The sequence below is a fragment of the Mariniradius saccharolyticus AK6 genome (assembly GCF_000330725.2).
GTDB lineage: Bacteria > Bacteroidota > Bacteroidia > Cytophagales > Cyclobacteriaceae > Mariniradius > Mariniradius saccharolyticus.
This window is the reverse complement of the sequence record NZ_AMZY02000006.1, coordinates 276220-297291: the sequence shown is the minus strand read 5'-3', so window position 1 is coordinate 297291 and position 21072 is coordinate 276220. Positions and strand designations below refer to the sequence as shown.

Sequence of the window (21072 nt, the reverse complement as noted above, 5' to 3'; positions counted from 1 at the left end):
TGCCGCAAATTAGCAGAATACCATGATTTTATGAAAATTTATTTTGGAATGACTTCGTTCAGCGCTTCCTCCACAAGGTCGGGTTCGAATCCTCGGGAAATCAAGTAAGCGGATGTTTTGTAACGCAGTGCCAAATCGGATTTTTCCTTCACCGCTTTTGATTTGCGTGCAGCCAATTTCACAATGGTCTGCCAATATTCTTCCCCGTCGATTTCTTTCATGGCCTGCTTGATGCAATAGGCACTGATTTTTCGCCATTTCAGCTCCTGCTGGATCTTGTTTCTTCCCCAATGGTTCAGATTGAACTTGCCGCGTGCATAGGCTTTGGCAAATCGCTCTTCATTCAGAAATCCCTCCTCAATCATCAGCACGATGAGGTTTTCGGCATCCTCTCCAAAAATCTTCCTTTCCGCCAACTTGGTCCTGACCTCCTCTTGGCAGCGCTCTTGGTACGCGCAGTAGGCAGCCAACTTCGTCTTGGCCTCAGCCAAGCTCCAGGGCTTTTTGCCTTCGGCCTTTGGATATTCTTTTCGGGGAAAGGACATTTTATGTACTTTTGGCTCAAAGTAACTGTATTGGTTATTTTTTTCAAATCCATCCACTCAAACCACCTTAAACCATGCGGAAGAAAATCGTAGCTGGCAACTGGAAAATGAACCTTAATCTCGAGGAAGGCCAAAAATTGACCTCCGAGATCGTCAACATGCTCAAGGACGAAAATGTCTCCGATGTCACCGTCGTACTCAACCCTCCCTTTGTACATCTCTATACCGTAAAAAAACTGATTGGCGATACGCCCAACTTGTTTTTGGGTTCACAAAACTGCTCCGATAAAGCCTCGGGTGCTTTCACGGGAGAGATTTCTGCCGGAATGCTGGCATCCTTTGGCGCGCAGTTTGTCATCCTGGGCCATAGCGAGCGCAGGGAATATTTCAAGGAATCCAACCAACTCTTGACAGAGAAAACCAAACAAGCCTTGGCCAACGGCCTGACGCCGATATTCTGCTGCGGCGAGCCTTTGGAAATCCGCGAAGCCGGCACCCATGAGGCATACGTGAAGCAACAACTTACCGAGAGCCTTTTCGGATTTAGCCCGGAAGAACTATCCAAAATCGTTATTGCTTACGAACCGATTTGGGCGATTGGAACCGGAAAAACAGCAAGCTCCGACCAAGCACAGGAAATGCACGCCGCCCTGAGAAGCCACTTGGCCTCCAAGTACGGGCAAGCGATTGCGGACAATATCTCCATCCTCTATGGCGGTAGCGCCAATCCTGGCAATGCCAAAGAGCTTTTTTCCAAGCCTGATGTCGACGGAGGATTGATAGGCGGCGCTTCGCTCAAATCCCGTGATTTTGTCGAGATCGTGAAATCGTTTTGATTTCAGACCAATCAACTTTTCCAAAGTTGGGTTTTAAAACTTGTTGACTACTTTGCCATTAGTCAAACTTTGGAAAAGTTTCTACACCGAAAAAGCGTTAGATGCAATACCTGGAATTCAAAATATCCTGTGACGAACACTACAGGGAAATACTCATAGCCGAGCTCGCTGAGGTCGGCTTTGATTCTTTTCTGGAGACGGATGAGGGATTTGACGCCTACATTCCGGAGGATAGTTTTGACCGCAATAACTACACACAAGTGATTGCCCAATATGCCGATGTGGCGGATTTGTCCGTCGTGGAGAGCAAAATGGACAAGGTCAACTGGAACGAGGAGTGGGAAAAGCACTACGACCCCATTACCGTGGGTGATCAAGTTTACGTGCGTGCCTCCTTCCACAACCCAAGAACCGAATTCCCCTACGAGATCCAAATCAACCCCAAGATGTCCTTTGGTACTGGTCATCATGCCACCACGTTTTTGATGCTGTCGCATCAGCTGGGGATCGATCACCGGGGAAAGCGGGTGCTGGATATCGGTTCGGGGACGGGGATTTTGGCCATCATGGCGCACAAGCTGGGGGCTGCTTCGATTGAGGCCTTTGACATCGATGAATGGTGCGTCGAAAACGGCAACGAGAATTTTGACCTCAACGGCATGTCCGCTGTCCGTATGGGAAAAGGAACCGTCCGCGAGGTAAACCCACAGGGGCTATTTGATATCGTACTCGCCAATATCAACAAAAACGTGCTGTTGGACGAGATGGAAGTCTATTCACATTTGGTAAAAGAAGGCGGATTCCTGCTGCTCAGTGGATTTTACGAGCATGATGTCGAAGATATTGCTGAGCGTGCCTTGGCTGTTGGGTTTGTGGAAAAAGCGATCGAAACCAAAGACCAATGGGCAGCCTTGGTCATGGAAAAGGTATGACAGAACTGATATTGTATGCCATTGCCTTTGTCCTCCTGATCGGACATACCCTGTTGGCCTCCAAAATGTACCGCGCTGTGCACGCCGATACTTCCCTTGGCCTCAAAGAGAAAAATGACTGGAAACTCAAGGCACTGATTTTTCCGGGATATTTTTGGGGAAAGTACAAAGCACGGAAATAACCTTCTCTCCGCTACAAGGATCAGAACCCCTCCAAATTCAAAAAATACCGCGTGCCCTTGAGCTCTCCTGACCTCAACAATGCACCCATTGCCACCAAATCCTGCAAATCCCTCGTGGCGGTTGCCCTGGAAGCGGAGGTAATCGCAATGTAATTTTTCACACTCAGACCACCCTTGAATCCCTCAATTCCTTCCCTGAACATTCTGTTGAGGAGCTCTTCTTGGCGCTCGTTTAAAAGTCCATTGAGTTTGCCAAACAATTTTGCCTTTTGGACCACGAACCCAACGATTTTGATCGAATTCTGCTGTGCCTCGATGATAGTTTTGGAGAAATACTGGAGCCAATCAGTGATTTCCAAATGCCTGTTGTTCCTTTCCAAAGCCGCATAATAATCCTTCTTGTGCTTTTCGATCGTATACGACAGCGCAATCAATGAAGGATGGCCCAGGCCCTCAGCGAGTGCTTTCTCAGCTATTGCCCGCCCTATTCTCCCATTGCCATCTTCTAGCGGATGAATACAGACAAAATACAGGTGGGCTATTCCCGCCCGCTGCAGTGGTTTAAGCCGATTCGGACCAAGTGTTCGGGTCACTTCAAACCACTCTACAAACCTGTCCATTTCCTTGGAAATTACCGCCGAAGGTGGTGCCTCAAAATGGACCTTTGTTTTCCCAATTGCCCCCGATACCACTTGCATGGGCTCTGCGCTGCTTCGGTATCTTCCGATATCGAGCAAGTCCCGTCTACCGTTGCAGAGCATCTTGTGCCAGGTGAATATCATTTCGTGTGAAAGTGGCGTATCAAAACGCTGGTACAGGTCTACCATCATTTCCGCAATACCGTATTCCGCGGGGCTGATTTTCCTGAGTTCGGTTTGGAGTCCAAATTGCTTCTTGATTGAAGATTGGATGCTTTCCCGATTCAGGTATTCCCCTTCTATCAGGGATGTCTTTAGGGCTTCTTCCGAAATAATATCCACGATCAAATGCTCTTTGTCTCCTTGGGCAATGTGTGTATATGCGCCCAACAAATGCCCGGACTTCTTCAAAAATTCTTCCTCCAACCCGTCCAGTTCAGCAAGGTCGTATTCGAAATTCGGCCAATTTTTGGATTCCCAATTCCAACGCATGAGGTATAATTATAAAAATATAACTCAAAAATAGGCAAAAAATGAGTTATAAATCTAATATTCGATAAAACCTTCGGCCTTTTTGATCGGAAACTGGATGGAAATACTACACCAAGAAAAGTGTGTAGACATTCTATTTTTCTGAACCATTTCCTCAATCCTCCTTCCCGGCCCCTTTGAAGTAATCGTCTTTGTCGGCGAAGAGGACGTTGAAGGTCGTGAGGGAACCATAGGCCCGGGTGATGTATTGCTGGAGTTGGATGCGGTCCTGGTCGTCAAGCTTCTCGTGGTTGTTGATGTTTTGCTCGAGGACGCGCAGTCTTTCCCGGATCATGATGATTTTGTGGAAAAAGGTTTCAATCGGAATTTCCTTGTTGCTCATCTCGGGATTGTAGGGATTGAGCGTGACGGTGCCTTTGAGCCATTTTTGCGCCATACTGACCCGGGGCAAAGGATCGTTGGAAGGCATTTTCTTGAGCGCGTTTTCCACGGCCTTTTCGATATCGGATAGCGAAATGGATACCGGTTCGGCTTCCTTTTTCTCGATCAATTCAAAATGCGGGAAATCACGGGCGATGGTCTTGACCTCCGCCGTGAAGTTGAAATAGATCTTATAATACTGGGCATCAGCCTCTACCACCACACCCTTCCCAAATTTGGGGTGTCTGATTTGACTTCCGATTCCGAGTTCCATTGCTGCCATAAATACCTGCGATTTTTAATTCCACTGCCAATATAAATACCTCTCCTAATTTTTCTATTTTCAGCTTCCCAAATCCCGCAAAAACCATGAACGCAGCCGACAGACTTCGCTTGCTTTTCGAAGAACAGATCAACGTGATGCCGATAGCCGAAAACCTTTTGGTTTTTAACGAAAGCAATTTCAGGGAAGAAATGGAAAGCCGCAATTTTCATACGGCGGTGTTTAAGAAGTCGGGACAGTATTGGAAATATGACGTCGGTGAAAGCGGGCCTTCCCCCGTGGAGGCGGACGAGATCATTCCCCAAGACACGCCGCTAATCAAGGCTTTTCGATTGCTGATTGCCAAGCGGCGGTATTTTATCGAGGAAGAGGGACAGTTGGCCTACATCGTGACTAGGACGGATTTGGACAAAATACCCGTGCGGATTGGCCTGTTTGGTGTGATCAGCATTCTCGAAACACATATGAAAAACCTGATTCGAAATTACCTGCAAACTTGGGAAAGCAGCATTTCGGCCAACAGGCTCAACAATGCCCGGGATCTGTATGAATGGAAAAAGGCCAGAAAGGAAGAAATCGACTTGGTACAGTGCCTTCAATTTGGCGATTTGGGTTCGATCTTCTCCAAGCAACAGCGCTTCAAGAAGTTTGATCCCGCACTCAGTAGGGAAGGATTTACGGATATGATGAATGACTTGGGAAAACTGCGGGACGCACTCGCCCACTCCCAATCCAGTTTGGGCTTTTCTTGGGAAGAGATCGACCAAATGGTTGGGTTTGTCCGAAAAATCATAGATTCCCCGGATCCGGTTTTTGAGGGTTGAAAAAACGCTGATTTTCTTTCGATACACTTAAGGGCACTCGAAAACCCACCGATCGGCAACTATCTTGCCGTCCAGCCCCCGTCCACCGTCAGCATGGATCCTACCATATACGTGCCGGCATCGGAAGCGAGGAAGATCGCAGCGCCTTGTATCTCTTGGAGTTCGCCCCAACGTCCCAAAGCCGTAGCGCCCACGACGAACTTTTTTCCCTCTTCGGTATCGGCGATCGGAAGGTTCATTTCGGTCAAAAACGGCCCCGGACAAATGGCGTTGACCGTGATGTTCCAAGGTGCAAGTTCCAAAGCCAAGGCTCGGGTCATTTGGACCACCGCCCCTTTGGAGGAAGCATAAGGCGTACGGTTGGCCAATCCGACCAAGCCCAAGGTACTTGCGAGGTTGATGATGGCCCCTTTTTTACTTTCTTTCATATAGGGTGTGACGGCCTTGGAGGCCAGCCAAGTTCCCGTAACATTGACGTCCATTACTTGTTGGAAATCCGATTCCGTAAGCTCATCGATAGGGCCCCGGATGTTGATGCCGGCACTGTTGATGAGGATGTCGATTCGGCCAAATTCCTCATGGGCCATTTTGGCCATGGCTTCCATATCGGCCTGATTCCTCACATCGGCGGCGAAGGTAATGGCTTTGACCCGATAGGCTCTTGAGATTTCCTGCGCCACCGCATCCCCTTCATTGGCTTTGCGACTGACGAGCATGACATTGGCACCCGCGGAAGCCAGGCCTGCTGCCATGGCGAGACCGAGGCCTTTGGAACCACCGGTGATGATGGCAGACTTGCCGCTGAGGTCAAAGAGTTTGATGCCGGGGAGGGAGGTGAGGGAGGACATGGGTTAGGTTTGAGATTTGAAACGTGAGATTTGAGAGGCGAGAGACGAGAAACGAGCGGAAAGAAACAAGAGACAAGAATTTCGGACAGATTGGAACATTTTGATGAAGTGCAATATTTAGCCTAGACCCAGTTGCTTTTGGCTATAGGCCAAGGAATCAAGGATATTTTGTTCTTCAAATGCCAGTTGCTGCTCGGGATCGAGACCCGAGGTGGCGGGGAGCTTTCCTTTGAAGCTTTGTTTGCGGACCATTTCCAAAACCGCAGCCAATTGTTTGGCAGGCAGCTTGTCGAAAGTTGCAAAATATCCCGTTTGCAGGCAATTGATTCTCAAAGGATCCCTTGTAATCATTTCCAGGCAAAAGGAAATGTTGGCCTTGTGTTTTTTGCAAAGTGCAACCGCCGCCTGCAAATCCACGATGCCTTGACCCAAAGGAACCTCCGAAAGCAGGAAGCCATTTTCGTATTCCTGTACGCCCATATCTTTGACATGCGTGGAAAAGGAGTACGGCGCCAAAGTGCGGATGACCTCGTTGGGGTCCTCCAAAAGCGCCAGGTTGTTGCCGAAATCCAAACAAGCACCCACCGCATGGCTTCCCAGGCCCTTCAGGATGTCAACCAACTCTGCAGCATGCCAATCTTTGTGGTTTTCGACTGCCAACAGAACCTTGTTCTTTTCGACAATCGGCACGGCCAACTGGAGTGAAGTCAGGGAATTTTGCCTGAAATGATTCCAGTCCTCCATCGTTTTGAAGGTCTCATACCTCCTGCCACTAAGGCAGACTGTGCGCATCACCTGCATTCCAGCTTCCTTTGCTGCAAGGATATCCTTTTCAAACCGCGCCACATCCTCTTTGGACTTGGGTAGGGAGATACTCGCCTCCAGGAATAGATTGTTTTTTTCCGCATACTCCCGCATCCTTTTGCTGAGATCCTCGGCCCAATTATTCACGCCCACTTGAATTCCCCCCGCTCCGATTTGATGGCAGTGACGCAACAGATCAAATGCATCCTTGAAACCCGGATAGTCGGCGCTTGCCGTTTTTGAGTTCCACCTGATGCCGTAGGAGTGGACGACAATGCCCATTTTCTCCACACCAAGTTCCTTGGCGATCATCGGCAATGGCATTGCAAAAGCCAAGGAAGCTGCACCAACAGTCTTCAGAAACTTCCTCCGCTCAGGATCATGCGTTTCGACATGGGTTTGGTTTTTCATGGGTTTGAAGGTTTGGATTCGCTGAGGCTTTCGATATGTTTGTTGAGTTCGGCGGCTGACCAGGGATACACGCGCCCTTGGGAGGTATGCCTTGTCGAGGACACGACACGTCCAGTGATCGCGCCGGCTTGGTTGCCCCACTCGTTGCGGATATAGGTCAAAATGGCTGCAATCGAAGCATCATCCATCGTGGAATGTGCTGGCATCACGGGTAGGATTTCGGGCGCATCATATTTTTTTCCTGCCACTTCGATAGGGCCTTCGATGCCATGGAGGATGATCAATGCGAGCCGTTTTTCGTCTCCCACCACCCATTCGGATGCGGCCAATGGCGGTCCCATCCTTGCCACGCCTTTACCGTTGGAGCCATGGCAACCTGCGCAAGCTGTCAGGTATTTCTGCCGCCCTTGGGCAAATAATTTCCTCCCATTTTCATCCAAATGCTGCCCGGAAGTAATATTTGGGGTTGCCTTGTAGCCGGGCCATTCGTAGAGGCTCTTGACCATCTCTATCTTTTCGGGCTCAAGCTCGATGTCTTTCCTTTTGAAAAAGTCGGGCCGTTGCGGCAATTCCACCAAAGCCAGATTGTTTGGGTCACCTGCCTGGACTGCCATCGCCTGTAGCATGGACATTTCCCTCCAGGTGATCGGTGATTTGTCGGCCAATGCCAGAAGCCCCTTAATTTCCAATGGATTGCGGTTTTTGATCGTCGCAGTAGTGAGCATCTCGACAAAAATCTCCTTGTGGGGCAGGCTTTCCATCCATGATTCCTGAGAAAACAGGTAAGCCAAAAATGAAAATTCCTGCCCTTCCAAACTGCTCAAAATCGCGTCCTGCATAAGCGGTTGATGCCCAAAGCGGTCAAAAAGGCCCGCCAGTATTTCTGATTTCAAGTCAAAATCCAGTACACCAGCAGTCAAAGCGAGTTGCAGGGCAACAACATCCGCTGCAGCCGGAAACATCTTTTTCATTGTCCCACCCAATTCGGACTTCCATTCAGGATTGTTTGAGGCTATGGCTTCGGAAAGCCGAAGGGCGGTCTGCACGACCAAAGGATCGTTATCATTCAAACTTGACCTGAGAGTTGCTTCATCGATCGCTCCCAGGCCTTCGAGTGTCCAGAGGGCGTGGAATCTTCCCAAGGCGGCGCTTCCGTTGGTTGCCAATTCACGCAGTCGCGGTACCAGGTTTTGGTCTCCGCTTTCGACCAAGAGCCGTTGGGCCATATCCCGCTGCCAGCCATCGGGGTGCGAAAGCATTTCAAGCAATTGGTTTGGACTCATTTCGGCCAGTTTCGGGATTTCCCTTGTTTTGGTTCTTTTAGGGACAACGCGCCAGATACGACCCATGTGGACATATTGGTCGAGTTGGCGGCTTTGGGTTTGTTCCTTCAGATAGGGAGTCATGTAAGACCCGTGCTGCACGATACCGTGGTACATGTCCACAATGTACAATGCCCCATCCGGTCCGACAGTACCATGCACCGGACGAAAGCGCTCATCATAGGAGGATAAAAACTCCTCGCCTGGATTGGGGTCATGGGCTTCCAAGAGCCATCCCTTTTGCGTCACCACGTTTCGCTTGACGAGGTTGCCGGCATTTTCCATCACAAAGATGTTTCCCCGGTATTCCTCCGGGAAAAGGGTGCTTCTGTACACGACGGGCGAGCAGGCGGATGTAAATTCCAGCAATCTCCCGGCAGAATCCAGCGTTCCGGGAATGTAGCCGCGGTTAACAGCCAAGTTGGGCCGAATGGGATAAATTCGCCTATCGATCGTCAGGCCATGGTCTATACCCGAATTGGGTTTGTGGTTGGCATTTCGGTACAGGAAGTTTGCTGGAACCAAATCCCCGTGGAGTTGGGACCAGTTGTAATTGTAAATCAGCCTGCCCTGGTCATCCTGGGAAATACCCCACTGCCCGCGAAACTCGGTGCTGTCCCGCAGCCAGGTCCCATTTTGGAAACGGTACCGCAGACGCGACTTGGCGCTGTAGTACCAGTTGTCGACGTTTCTCACAAAACCGTTGTCGGAATGCTCGGGGACACCATTGGCGGCATAGGTGGAATCCAGCAGTTCCTTCGAATCGGCCTTCAGGTCCCCGTCGCTGTCATAGCTGATCCAGAGCGCATTATTTTCAGCGATGAGTGCACCGTTTTTGAACAATCCGATGGCCCGCGGCATCACAAGGCTGTCAAGATAGATCGTGCTCTTGTCCATCAGCCCATCACCATCTAGGTCTTCCAATACGGAAATTCTCCCAATCGGTGATTTCTCTTCAGTTCCTTCCAGATTACTCATGTATCCCCGCATCTCGACGACCCACAAGCGGTTGTGCCCATCAAAAGTGATCAGGATCGGATCCTGCACCATCGGTTCGGAGGCGACAAGCTCGATTTCAAATCCTTTTTCCAACTGGAAAGTCCTCAGCTGATCTTCTGGCGACAAGGGAACGGAAACCAATTCCTTGGAAAAATCAGGCAGTTCCTGTCTGCAGGCAACCAATCCTATGAAGCAGATAAATGCAAACGCTACGCGGTACATGGGTTTATTGTCGTGAACGAGTCGCATACAGATCGAGGGAAAATCCTTCCCCGTAGATCCACAGCAGGGAATAAGTTGCGGTATATTTTGCGGAAAGGCAAGCCCCTTTTACAGGTGCGGTTTTTTTGCAGGAACTATTCCCAAAATCGCCTCCCAAAGTGACATACATCACTGTTTTTCAGGGATTATAGACGGTACTTTATTTCAAATTCCAAGAAGCCATGACAAAGACCGTTATCATCGGGGGAAATTTTGCAGGATTCACTGCAGCCCTCGAGCTCAAGCGAAAAGGAGGCAAAGACCATCATGTGGTGGTCATCGACCGAAACGACGATTTCCTATTTATACCATCATTGATTTGGGTTCCGTTTGGAAGAAGGGAAGTCAAGGATATTACTGTGCCTAGGGGCGACATTTTCAAGAAAAAAGGCGTTGAGTTCTTCAAAGCCGTTGCCTTGGAAGTGGATCCAGACAGACAAGTAGTGATTACCGACCGCGGTGAAGTCGCTTATGACCATTTGGTTGTAGCCACCGGACCAAAGGTCGATTTTGATGTAGCGCCGGGCGTGAAAGAATATGCGCACTACGTCGGGACTCCGATTGGTGCCATGAAAATCCGGGAATCCCTGGAGAAATTCAAAGCCAATCCCGGTCCTGTTGTCATAGGGGCCACCCAAAGGGCAGGCTGCATGGGCGCGGCCTATGAGTTTGTTTTCAACTTCGAAAAATGGCTCCGCGAGCAGGGAATCCGCAAAAAAGTGGATCTGTATTGGATCACGCCGGAAACTTACTTGGGACACTTCGGGATTGATGGCATGACTGGTGCCGAAACGATGCTGAAGTCATTCATGAAGATGTTCAATATCCACTTCAGGACGGAGGTTGCCGTGGAGAAAATGACCGACAAGGAAGTTTTCCTCTCCAATGGTGAAAAGCTCCCCTACTCATTCTCCATGCTCATGCCGCCATTTGTTGGGGTGGATTTTGTCCAAAATTCTCCCAAACTCGGCGCGACGGGTGCCGGATACATGCCCGTTGGAGACGATTACCGTCACCCCGTCTATCCAAACGTATGGGCAGCGGGTATCGCAGTGGATGTAAAACTCCCTTTCAAACCTGGAAAGGTTCCTTTCAGCAGTCCTAAAACAGGATATCCCAGCGATGAAACAGGGAAAATCGTTGCAGAAAACATCGTGAGGGTGGAAAAAGGCAAATCAGAGTTGGTACACAAGCCTTGGGGCAAAATCCCAGGGATCTGCATCATGGATGCGGGCAAAAAAGAAGTGGTGATTTTGAGCAATAACCTCTTCAAACCCAGAAGTTTTGCGGTGATGATTCCCAATGTCATCTATGACTTTGGCAAAGTCCTCTTCGAGAAATACTTCCTGTGGAAAACCCGCCACGGTCTGAGCTTCTTGCCATGATGCAGGGAAGCCAGCTCGATCAAAACCCCGGAAATTCAATTTTCGGGGTTTTTTTGGTTTAGAGAATGGGGGAAAAATGGCAGATTGCTTAGAGTTTTTTGGCCTCTTCCCAATAGACATCCATCTCGGCCAGGCTCATCTCCTCGATCTTTTTTCCCGCTTCGCGTGCCGACTTTTCGAGGTATTGAAAACGCTTGATGAATTTGAGGTTGGTGCGCTCCAAGGCTTCTTCGGGATTGATATCGATGAACCTGGCGTAATTGATCAGGGAAAAAAGCAGGTCTCCAAATTCCCCGGTAGCCCGCTCTTTGTCGATTTGCTCGGTTGACACGGCATCGAATGCCTCCTTGAACTCCTGCATTTCCTCTTCCACCTTTTCCCACACTTGATTTTTCTCTTCCCAATCAAAACCTACGCCCCGGGCTTTCTCCTGGATGCGCATGGCTTTGATCAAAGCGGGAAGTGATTTTGGTACGCCACCCAAGACGGAAGTATTTCCTTTCTCCTGCAGCTTGATCTTTTCCCAATTCTGCTTCACCGTTTCCTCGTCTTTGGCCTCTGTGTCGCCGTAGATGTGGGGATGCCGACGGATGAGTTTCTCGCAAAGGCTATCGATGACAGTGCCGATATCGAAGGCTTCTTTTTCAGAGCCGATTTTGGCATAGAATACAATGTGGAGTAAGATATCGCCGAGCTCTTTTTTGATTTCGCCGAGGTTGTTTTCGAGGATCGCGTCAGACAATTCAAAGGTCTCTTCGATGGTCAAATGGCGGAGGCTTTCCAAGGTCTGCTTTTTGTCCCAGGGGCATTGGGCACGGAGTTCATCCATGATGGTCAGGAGGCGACCGAAGGCCTCCAATTGGTACGCTCTTTGTGACAAATCAGACATAAAGGGGGAAACTATTCAGAAAGTAAGGACGTTTTGAAGTTATTCCGTAAATTTGCGCAAATTCCATTGATATGGCAACCTTGTATTTGACTATAGGCTTCTTGGCATTGTTCTTTATCCTGATGTCCGTCAGGCTGATTTTCATCAAAGATGGTCAGTTTAAGGGCACCTGCGCGTCCCAAAATCCCTACTTGAACAAGGATGGAGAGACTTGCAGCTACTGCGGAAAGACCGTTGATGCCAACAGTTCCTGCGGCAACCCAGGCAACGAGGTCGACAAGGTCTTGGCCAAATTCAAATAACCAGTCTTTTTTATCCCGCCTTTTGCGGTTTTTTTATTGATTTCTAAACTGTTTCACAAGTGGCATTAATCAAATCTATTTCAGGAATTAGAGGTACCATTGGAGGCAAGCCGGGCGAAGGTTTGACGCCTTTGGATGTGGTGAAGTTTACCGCGGCCTATGGAAGCTGGGTCGTAAAAGAGACCCAAAACCCCAAAGTGGTGATCGGCCGTGATGCGAGGATATCGGGTGAAATGGTCTCCAAACTCGTGACGGCGACACTGCAAGGTTTGGGTATACACGTGATTGACCTTGGCCTCAGCACGACGCCGACCGTCGAATTGGCGGTGCCTTTGGAAAAAGCGGGCGGCGGTATCATCCTCACCGCCAGCCACAATCCTGCTCAATGGAATGCCCTCAAATTGCTCAATTCCCAGGGAGAATTTATTTCCGATGCCCAAGGAAAATCCATCTTGGAAGCCGCGGAAAAAGAAGACTTCTCCTTTGCAGACGTCAAGTCTTTGGGAAAATATACGCTGATTGAAGATTATATCGATCGGCATGTGCAGCATGTGCTTGGACTGAAGTTGGTGGACCGCGAGGCAATTGCCGCAAGAAAATTCAAGGTCGTGATCGACTGCGTGAACTCGACGGGTGGTATCGCTTTGCCGAAGTTGCTGCGCGCATTGGGTGTAGAAGATATCGAAGAAATGTACTGTACCCCCGATGGGCACTTCCCACACAATCCTGAACCGCTTCCAGAGAACCTAAGGGATATTTCCAGCAAATTGAAAAAGGGGAAATTTGACTTGGGCATTGTCGTCGATCCAGATGTGGACAGGCTGTGCTTCATGAACGAGGATGGTTCTCCTTTTGGAGAGGAATATACATTGGTGGCTGTGGCGGATTATGTTCTTTCCCAAACACCGGGAAACACCGTATCCAACTTGAGTTCGACGCGTGCGCTTCGTGATGTGACCGAAAAAAGAGGGGGCAAATACGAAGCTGCTGCCGTGGGAGAAGTGAATGTCGTCAACAAGATGAAGGAAACCAATGCCATCATCGGCGGTGAGGGCAACGGTGGCGTCATCTATCCTGAGTCACACTATGGACGTGATGCTTTGGTGGGGATTGGTTTGTTTTTGACCCATTTGGCAAAGTTTGGAAAAAGCATCTCCAGACTGCGCGCCAGCTATCCCAACTACTACATTTCCAAAAACAAGATCGAGCTGACGCCGGAAATCAACGTCGACAAGATTCTGGAAGAGGTCAAAAAGAAATACAAGAAGCAGCCAATCAACGATATCGATGGGGTCAAGATCGAGTTTGATAAGGAATGGGTGCATTTGCGTAAATCCAACACCGAGCCCATCATCAGGATTTATTCGGAATCAGCCACCCAAGTTACCGCAGAGCATTTGGCCAACAAGATCATCTTGGACATCAAGGAGGTAATTACTTCAAGCAAATAATTACCTTTGTGGTCTTGGCGCCTACGAGGCGCCAAGTTCCAACCCAGCCCAAATGTAATGCATGATGAGAGTGTACTTTGACAATGCGGCGACGACCGCAATGGACGACAGGGTCATAGAGGCCATGTTGCCATTTATGAAGCAGCACTACGGCAATCCTTCCTCCGTCCACAGCCATGGTCGGGAAGTGAGGTCCGCGATCGAAAAAGCGAGAAAGAAAGTTGCCGAACTGCTCCAAGCTTCCCCCTCAGAGATTTTTTTCACCTCGGGCGGCACCGAAGCCGATAACACCGCCATCGTCTGCAGTATAGAAACCCACGGCATCACCCATGCCATCAGTTCCCCGATTGAGCACCATGCTGTTTTGCATACATTGGAAGAGTGTGCCAAAAAGGGCAAGGTCCAACTTCACCTGCTTGATGTCAATGAATCCGGCGATATCGACATGCAGCAATTGGAGGACTTGCTGGTGAAGCATCCGAAAGCGCTGGTTTCCCTGATGCACGCAAACAATGAGATCGGAAACATCAATGATATGCAGGCCATTGGCGCATTGGCACGGCAGCATGGAGCATTTTTCCACTCTGATACCGTACAGACAATGGGACATTTCGTGCATGATTTGAAGTCACTTCCCGTGGATTCGATCGTCGCCGGCGGACACAAATTTCATGGACCAAAGGGCTCAGGATTCCTTTATGTAAGGAAAGACAAAAAAATCCACGCCCTCATCCATGGTGGTGCGCAAGAACGAAATATGCGCGGCGGTACCGAAAACGTCATCGGTATCGTGGGCATCGCCAAGGCCTTGGAACTGGCCTACGAAGATATGGCAGCACACCGGACGCATATCGAAAGCATCAAACAATATTTCATCGACTTGCTCAAAGCGAATATCCCAGACGTCTCATTCAACGGCCGCTCTGCCGAAATGGGCAAAAGCCTGTATACAGTGCTCAACGTGAGTCTACCACCCTCGGAAGAAAACGCCGGGATGTTGCTTTTTAACTTGGACCTTCATGGCATTTCGGCCTCAGGCGGCTCTGCCTGTAGCAGTGGCGCGACAGTAGGGTCACATGTCCTCAGGGCAATCCACGCCGATCCACTACGCGATTCGGTGCGTTTCTCCTTTAGCCGTTTCAATACCAAAGCGGAGGTGGATTATACCGTAGGAAAACTAAAGGAATTGTACGGGGTGGAGGTGTAGCAATACATTGGATCAGAGCAAAGTCGTATGTTTTCTAAATATCTTGCGCATGAATTCACTTATGCGTATATTTTCCATATGAAAAAGCCGCTTAATATCAGCCTCGACGAAAATCTAATCAGCGAGGTGAAGAAATATGCCGAGGCAAATGAAATAAGCATTTCTTCCATGGTGGAGGATTACTTTGAGACTCTGCTTCGACCAAAACGTTCCCTCAAGGAGAAAGTCTCTCTTGTGGAATTTGTCAAGAAGATGCCCGAAAATCAAGCTGAATTCGAAAAGGATATCGATTGGAAGCGGGACTATTATTTGCGAAAAGGAGCTAAGTGATGGCCTTAAAGGTATTTTTTGATGCAAATGTGCTACTTGATTTTTTCCTTGATCGCTCAGAACAGTCTAATGAATTGACGAGGATTTTTCAATGGGTAGATGAAGGTAAGATATCGGGATACTGGTCGATTTCTGTTATCCAAATCTGTAGCTATTACATCTGCAAGGCAAAGGGAGTCGCGATTGGCAAGGAACTCCTCGAGCTTATGCTGGAAAAATTCGCCTTGATTTCAGGGGACAGGCATACGGTCACCGTTGCCCTGAAATCATCACAATCAGATATCGAAGATGCCATTCACTATTTTATGGCCCTGGAAAACGGCATCGATATCATTCTGACTTCTGACCAGGATTTTCAGAAACTCTCCTCAAATTCATTGAGAATATTATCTGTAAAGGAACTCGAAACTTTCTGTTCTGCGCATTTTTGAATCTCTCAAATCCACCATTTCCAATAATCCGGATGTGGAAATATGTGAAGGCCTTAGGGGCAAAAGTGGACTCTTCATCACTCATGATGATAAGGCTCATTCCTGAGAATGGTAAAGGCCCTGTACAACTGCTCGACAAAAAACACCCGCACCATCTGATGGGAAAAGGTCATTTTGGAAAGGGATAACTTCCCGTTGGCGCGCTGGTACACAGCCTCGGAGAATCCATAGGGTCCGCCGATGACAAAGACCAATTGCTTCAGCCCCCCGTTCATCTTTTTTTGGAGAAATTCGGAAAACTCCACCGAACCCATTTGCATGCAACTTTCATCCAACAGCACCAAGGCAACGGTGGCAGGATTTTCTTCAAGATCAAAATGCCTCCCATAAATGGGTTCTTAGATAGCTGTCGGTATGTGGGGCCAAAGGCTTTCTAACAGTTTCTCAAATCCGTAAGCTGCCGGATACACTTCTTTTTATCCGGCAGGCTGCAACTCCAAAGCTTAATTGCAAAAAAAAAAATTTGGTGACCGGGAGATTTTGCGTTTTTTCAAAAAATCTGTGAAGCGTTTTGCATTTTTTGAGAGATAAAGAGCTCATTTATAAACATATTATTGAATCACCTTCTCTAATTTTATACAAACAAATCACCGAACCACCTATGCAAAAAGTTAAATTTGACCACCCCCTCGATCATGGATTTTATAAGGTTTTAGTAGAAAGGATCGAGGCCTATTTTCACGATAATCAAATCTCAAAAAAAGCCAACGGGCTCTTTTGGTTTAAAATAGTTTTCTACTTCATCATCACAGCCGCATTATACATTGCCATCCTTAGCGGCAAGTTTCATGGACTAGGACTGGCCTTTCTTTTTGTGGTGTTTGGTATTTCCATCACTATTCTGCTTTTCTCGATTGGACACGATGCCTCTCACCATGCGATTTCCAAAAGTCAATGGGTCAACCGGCTTTTTGCCTATGCTTGGAATGCGGTTGGAATTTCTTCTTATTTCTGGGAACTCAAGCACAATTTTGCGCATCATGGTTTCACCAACATCCCGGGAAAAGATGACGATATCGATCAAAGCAAACTGGTGCGCCTCAATCCAAACTCCAAACGCAAGTGGTTTCACAAATACCAACACCTATACGCACCGTTTTTGTACTCACTTTTGAGCCTTAATATTGTTTACTTCAAGGACTTCAAACTCTTGTTACAACATAATTTTGGAAATCGGGCTATCAACCCACATCCGACCAAGGAGATTTGGATCCTGATTGCGACGAAGGTATTTGTGATTAGCTATATGATAATTGTTCCAAAGATGGTGCTCGAAATTTCTTGGATGGAGATGTTGGGCTACCACGTGTTGATGCACCTTGCCATTGGTTTGTTTATAGGCTTTGTACTTGTGCCCGTGCATGTCACAGGAGAATCTGAGTACAGACTTCCTGATGAAACAGGAACGGTGCACCGCGATTGGGGTTCACATCAAGCTGAAGCAACTGTAGATTTTGCCGCGGAAAATAATTTTATCAACTGGATCACGGGAGGCTTGAATACCCACGTGATTCATCACCTCTTCCCTACCATCAACCATATCCATTACTTCCAACTAACCAAAATCGTCAAGCAAACCGCAAAGGAATTCAACTTCCCCTACCGAAATTATTCGCTTTCAAAAGTCTTGATCGAACACCTCCGCTTTCTGAAGCAGCTCGGTAAAACAGACAACCCAACGCACAATCCCCAATTTGATCTGAAGGCGGAGATCGTTTGATCGCAAGCTTCTAGTATAGGCTTGGCCCGTTTTTTCATAGCGAAAAAAACAGGTAAAATTTATCAGCCTTTTTCGCACGAGGCCGTATATAACTACAATGCTTTTTTTACCTGCAAAGCAGATCAAACGTTCACATTTAAATCCAAAATATATGAAAATTGGTAATTTCTGTCTTTCGTTTGTTTTGTCGCTATGTCTGTTTTTTCCAAGTATTTCCCATGCACAATTTGAGTTCGGTGTAGGTTACCAGTATTCAAACCCGAGGGGTAACATGGGAAACATCCTACAGAAACCCGCCCATGGAATTTTCACCGACTTGGCCTACCGAATTCCCAAGACCAGACTTGCGGTTGGTATGCAGCTGGCGTTTTCGCAGTATGGTTTCCAGGAACGGCAGGAAACCTACCAATTCGATAATGGCTATGAGGGTATTGTTGATGTACAGGTCTTCAACAGTTTTACCAACAATAGCCTATACCTCCGCTACGACTTGTTGGATGCGGGATTGATCAATCCATATCTGCTCGCCGGAGCAGGATTTAGCCGGTTTTCTACCGAACTGACGATTTTGGATCCAAGGGAGCAGTTTACCTCCGATTGTCCCAAACCTTTGGAGACATCTACGCTGGTAAAGGATAGGACTTCTTACCTGCTATTAGGTGGGGGCTTGATGATGGATTTTGGATATCTCATCAAGTCCCAACCGAAGGACAGGTACTTCCTCGACCTACGGTTGGGTTACCAAAATGGAGGAGACGTGAGATTCATGACAGCTAACGAGCCAAATGTCGTAACTGGAAATTCACAAGGGGAGAATGTCTATTTCGACTTTGTAAGTGAAGCCCAGCCTGACGTAGTTCATGAATATCATGCGGGATCAACATACCGCTCTGCCATGCGGTTCATGAGCGTCAACGTGGGATTTTACATGAGACTGGGGCGAAGGGAATTGGTGGGATTTTAAAAAAAGAACACAAAAAAACCCGGGTAGATTTGCCCGGGTTTTTTATTATCCAAGGTTTTTCATCGCGTGGTGGGCGGCCCTTGCCGCAAAGGCCATATAGGTAAGCGATGGATTTTGGGTGGATGTGGAAGTCATGCTTGCACCATCTGTGACGTACACGTTTGGTACGGCGTGCAGCTGATGGTTGGCATTGAGCAGCGAAGTCTTTGGGTCCTTGCCCATCCGGACCCCGCCCATTTCGTGGATATCCAATCCCGGTGCGCGCCGATCGTCACGGGTTTTGATGTTGGTGAAACCCGCTTTTTCGAACATTTCCGTCATTTGGGCAAGGTAATCCTTCACCATTTTTTCGTCATTGTCGTCGTAATCGACATGGATCTTGAGCAGCGGGATACCCCATGCGTCTTTTTGGTTGGGATCGAGCGCCACATAGTTTGTTTCTTTGGGAATGGTCTCGCCCATCATGTGCGAGCCTACATTCCACGGACCGTATTTGTCTGGGTTGAGCAGGTTTTCCTTGAGCTCGAGTCCAATAGTATTCTGGTCGGCATAGGCACCTCTGTTTGCCCCAAACCCCGCAGCATAGCCACGAAGGAAGTCGGTTTCCTGTTTGAAGACATTTCGGAATCTAGGGAAATAGCCTGAAGTAGGTCTTCCACCCTGGGTCGTGTATTCAAGATGGCCCTCATATTGGGCAGATACGCCTGCCCGGTAATTGTGGAAAGCTACGTATTTGCCTAGCAATCCATTGTCGTTTCCAAGCCCGTTGGGGAAACGGTTGGAGGTTGAATTGAGCAAAATCAAATTCGTATTCAATGCGGCAGCGTTGACAAAAATGACATCGGCAAAGTATTCCTCCATTTCCTTGGTATGGGCATCCACGATTCGGACGCCAGTAGCCTTGCCCTTTTCCTCATCGTAAATGATGGAATGGACCACGGCATCCGTCCGCAGCGTCATGTTTCCGGTTTTTTCTGCCCATGGAATCGTGGAGGCATTGGCGGAAAAATATCCACCAAAAGGACAACCACGCTGGCAAAGATTTCTTGCCTGACATTTCGCACGTCCTTGTTGGGCATAGAAATCAAAATTTCCCGTGATATGGGCACAGCGCGCCAAAATCATGTGCCGATCATTGCCATAGTGCTTTTTCAATTGTTCCTGAAAGTACCGCTCCACCACGTTCAGCGGAAAACCGGGCAGAAACTCACCATCAGGAAGGTGGGGCAGGCCGTCTTTGTTGCCCGAAACTCCGGCGAACTTCTCCACATGGCTGTACCATGGCGCGATGTCCTTGTAGCGAATCGGCCAATCCACCGCAAATCCATCCCTTGCCGGACCCTCAAAATCGTAATCCGACCAACGTTGTACCTGTCTGGCCCAAAGGAGGGATTTACCGCCCACCTGATAGCCGCGAATCCAGTCAAAAGGCTTTTCTTGGATGTAGGGATGCTCTTTGTCCTTTACAAAAAAATGTTGGGCATCTTCGCGGAATGCATAGCAGCGGCTGACTACCGGGTTTTCCTTTTGTACATCTTGGGGAATCTGACCCCGATGCTCAAACTCATAGGGCAGCATACTGGTCGTCGGGTAGTCCTTGATGTGCTTCACATCGCGTCCCCGCTCGATGACGAGGGTCTTCACGCCATGTTCGGTGAGTTCTTTGGCCGCCCAGCTTCCACTGATACCCGAACCGATCACAATCGCTTGGAAGGTTCTTTCCTTCACTGCGTCAATATTTAGATTAGCCATGGATTCTTTCAGGTTTGAGGTCAGCGATCAAGACATCTTTGTATTCACCCGGGATGAGCGAATAGGGTTTAACTTCGGTTTGGATGTATTCGGAGAGCATAAATCCTTGGACGGTGAAGCGCTTGGCCATCGATAGGAAGTCCTTGATATGCTTTTGCTTTTCATCCTCCAATGCCAGGCCTGTCTGAAGCAGGGATTCCCGCTGGGAAACCTCGAGCTTGGAAAATGCTTTGCCGGCACTGGATTCCGAAAAAGCTTCAAATCCCTTTATACCGGCCATGAAGGATTTTTGCCCTTCCTCGTCGACACAGTCATTGACCATGACAAGGATGAAATCCTGCACACTGAGGTCTTTGGCTCCTTTGATTTTTCCGGAAGGGATAATGGTATCTGCAATTTGGGCCAAAAGCTCACTGAGTGAGGGAGTGATTTGGAGCTTTTGGTAGGCGCTGAGGATATCTTCCTTGGAAAAATCACAGGAAGGTACCAACACCAGTCCGCCTGTCAGCAATGCAAGGCTGCGGAGCGCGTCTCTTCTTTTCATGTTATTAGGTTAATTGTCAATCAGCTTAAAAGGTAAAACGATTTAGGGAAAAATCATAAAAGAAATCCGCGGTGCTTGTTTTTAGCCACAAATGACACAGATTTTCACGGATCGGATTCTTAATGTGGGATTTGCCTTCATTCGTTGGCAACAAACGACTCAGTAATCTGAAGGAATAACCCTCGGATACCTCGTTGATCTGTGCCCATCTGTGAAATCTGTGGTTCTTTTTTTTCAACC

At 48.3% G+C, this 21072-nt stretch carries 21 protein-coding genes and 1 pseudogene; 12 read left to right on the top strand and 10 right to left on the bottom strand.

The features are described from left to right. Positions 1–38: 38 nt before the first annotated feature. Positions 39–545: a regulatory protein RecX gene (locus tag C943_RS05430; protein ID WP_008625089.1), complete on the bottom strand. Its 507-nt coding sequence runs from the start codon at positions 543–545 to the stop codon at positions 39–41. Between the two features lie 74 nt (positions 546–619). On the opposite strand from C943_RS05430, the gene tpiA reads away from it, so the two are divergent. From tpiA to C943_RS05415, 3 genes are all read left to right on the top strand, one after another. Then, on the top strand, positions 620–1381 hold the full coding sequence (gene tpiA / locus C943_RS05425; protein WP_008625088.1) for a triose-phosphate isomerase: 762 nt from the start codon (positions 620–622) through the stop codon (positions 1379–1381). A 101-nt stretch (positions 1382–1482) separates the two neighbouring features. Beyond that, positions 1483–2313: a 50S ribosomal protein L11 methyltransferase gene (gene prmA / locus C943_RS05420; RefSeq protein WP_008625087.1), complete on the top strand. Its 831-nt coding sequence runs from the start codon at positions 1483–1485 to the stop codon at positions 2311–2313. After that, positions 2310–2495 (top strand): hypothetical protein, encoded by a 186-nt coding sequence (locus C943_RS05415; protein ID WP_008625085.1) that lies wholly within the window; start codon positions 2310–2312, stop codon positions 2493–2495. The genes prmA and C943_RS05415 overlap by 4 nt, the downstream gene beginning before the upstream one ends. Positions 2496–2515: 20 nt before the next feature. Here C943_RS05415 and C943_RS05410 read toward each other — a convergent pair whose 3' ends face one another. Together C943_RS05410 and C943_RS05405 are read right to left on the bottom strand one after the other, a co-directional pair. Beyond that, on the bottom strand, positions 2516–3625 hold the full coding sequence (locus C943_RS05410; RefSeq protein ID WP_008625084.1) for a Fic family protein: 1110 nt from the start codon (positions 3623–3625) through the stop codon (positions 2516–2518). A gap of 154 nt (positions 3626–3779) precedes the next feature. Further along, complete coding sequence (locus tag C943_RS05405) at positions 3780–4328, bottom strand: hypothetical protein (RefSeq protein WP_008625083.1); 549 nt, start codon at positions 4326–4328, stop codon at positions 3780–3782. 86 nt (positions 4329–4414) lie between these two features. On the opposite strand from C943_RS05405, the gene C943_RS05400 reads away from it, so the two are divergent. Next, entirely contained in the window at positions 4415–5152 is a 738-nt protein-coding gene (locus C943_RS05400; protein WP_008625082.1) for a CBS domain-containing protein, read from the top strand. Positions 5153–5211: 59 nt separating this feature from the next. Here C943_RS05400 and C943_RS05395 read toward each other — a convergent pair whose 3' ends face one another. The 3 genes from C943_RS05395 to C943_RS05385 all read right to left on the bottom strand — a co-directional run bounded on the left by C943_RS05395 (position 5212) and on the right by C943_RS05385 (position 9785). After that, positions 5212–6000 (bottom strand): SDR family NAD(P)-dependent oxidoreductase, encoded by a 789-nt coding sequence (locus tag C943_RS05395; RefSeq protein WP_008625081.1) that lies wholly within the window; start codon positions 5998–6000, stop codon positions 5212–5214. 117 nt (positions 6001–6117) lie between these two features. Beyond that, positions 6118–7215, bottom strand: a complete 1098-nt coding sequence (locus C943_RS05390; RefSeq protein ID WP_008625080.1) for a sugar phosphate isomerase/epimerase family protein — start codon at positions 7213–7215, stop codon at positions 6118–6120. After that, positions 7212–9785 (bottom strand): DUF7133 domain-containing protein, encoded by a 2574-nt coding sequence (locus C943_RS05385; RefSeq protein ID WP_245545512.1) that lies wholly within the window; start codon positions 9783–9785, stop codon positions 7212–7214. The genes C943_RS05390 and C943_RS05385 overlap by 4 nt, the downstream gene beginning before the upstream one ends. Before the next feature lie 194 nt (positions 9786–9979). Between C943_RS05385 and C943_RS05380 the strand changes: the two genes are divergently transcribed. After that, complete coding sequence (locus tag C943_RS05380) at positions 9980–11182, top strand: NAD(P)/FAD-dependent oxidoreductase (protein WP_008625075.1); 1203 nt, start codon at positions 9980–9982, stop codon at positions 11180–11182. An 88-nt stretch (positions 11183–11270) separates the two neighbouring features. Here the strand turns inward: C943_RS05380 and mazG are convergent, their stop codons facing one another. Further along, entirely contained in the window at positions 11271–12071 is an 801-nt protein-coding gene (mazG, locus tag C943_RS05375; protein WP_008625074.1) for a nucleoside triphosphate pyrophosphohydrolase, read from the bottom strand. A gap of 71 nt (positions 12072–12142) precedes the next feature. Between mazG and C943_RS05370 the strand changes: the two genes are divergently transcribed. From C943_RS05370 to C943_RS05350, 5 genes are all read left to right on the top strand, one after another. Continuing rightward, on the top strand, positions 12143–12373 hold the full coding sequence (locus tag C943_RS05370; protein ID WP_008625073.1) for a hypothetical protein: 231 nt from the start codon (positions 12143–12145) through the stop codon (positions 12371–12373). Positions 12374–12432: 59 nt separating this feature from the next. Beyond that, positions 12433–13824, top strand: coding sequence for a phosphoglucosamine mutase (gene glmM, locus C943_RS05365; protein ID WP_008625072.1), 1392 nt, complete (start codon positions 12433–12435; stop codon positions 13822–13824). Between the two features lie 64 nt (positions 13825–13888). Then, positions 13889–15031, top strand: coding sequence for a cysteine desulfurase family protein (locus C943_RS05360; RefSeq protein WP_040479181.1), 1143 nt, complete (start codon positions 13889–13891; stop codon positions 15029–15031). A 78-nt stretch (positions 15032–15109) separates the two neighbouring features. Then, positions 15110–15361, top strand: a complete 252-nt coding sequence (locus C943_RS05355; protein ID WP_157198439.1) for a DUF6364 family protein — start codon at positions 15110–15112, stop codon at positions 15359–15361. After that, entirely contained in the window at positions 15361–15792 is a 432-nt protein-coding gene (locus C943_RS05350) for a type II toxin-antitoxin system VapC family toxin (RefSeq protein ID WP_008625068.1), read from the top strand. Before C943_RS05355 ends, C943_RS05350 begins: the two co-directional genes overlap by 1 nt. A gap of 77 nt (positions 15793–15869) precedes the next feature. On the opposite strand, the pseudogene C943_RS05345 reads toward C943_RS05350, so the two are convergent. Beyond that, a pseudogene (locus C943_RS05345) lies at positions 15870–16136 on the bottom strand (23S rRNA (pseudouridine(1915)-N(3))-methyltransferase RlmH); the annotation flags it as partial. A 317-nt stretch (positions 16137–16453) separates the two neighbouring features. On the opposite strand from C943_RS05345, the gene C943_RS05340 reads away from it, so the two are divergent. Together C943_RS05340 and C943_RS05335 are read left to right on the top strand one after the other, a co-directional pair. Further along, positions 16454–17572, top strand: a complete 1119-nt coding sequence (locus tag C943_RS05340) for a fatty acid desaturase family protein (RefSeq protein WP_008625066.1) — start codon at positions 16454–16456, stop codon at positions 17570–17572. Between the two features lie 271 nt (positions 17573–17843). Then, positions 17844–18536, top strand: a complete 693-nt coding sequence (locus tag C943_RS05335; RefSeq protein WP_008625059.1) for a hypothetical protein — start codon at positions 17844–17846, stop codon at positions 18534–18536. Between the two features lie 45 nt (positions 18537–18581). Here C943_RS05335 and C943_RS05330 read toward each other — a convergent pair whose 3' ends face one another. Both C943_RS05330 and C943_RS05325 read right to left on the bottom strand, forming a co-directional pair. Beyond that, positions 18582–20288: a GMC oxidoreductase gene (locus tag C943_RS05330; protein ID WP_008625058.1), complete on the bottom strand. Its 1707-nt coding sequence runs from the start codon at positions 20286–20288 to the stop codon at positions 18582–18584. Further along, positions 20281–20832 carry a gluconate 2-dehydrogenase subunit 3 family protein gene (locus C943_RS05325; RefSeq protein WP_008625057.1) on the bottom strand — a complete coding sequence of 184 codons (552 nt, stop codon included), beginning with the start codon at positions 20830–20832 and terminating at the stop codon, positions 20281–20283. Before C943_RS05325 ends, C943_RS05330 begins: the two co-directional genes overlap by 8 nt. Between the last annotated feature and the right edge of the window lie 240 nt (positions 20833–21072).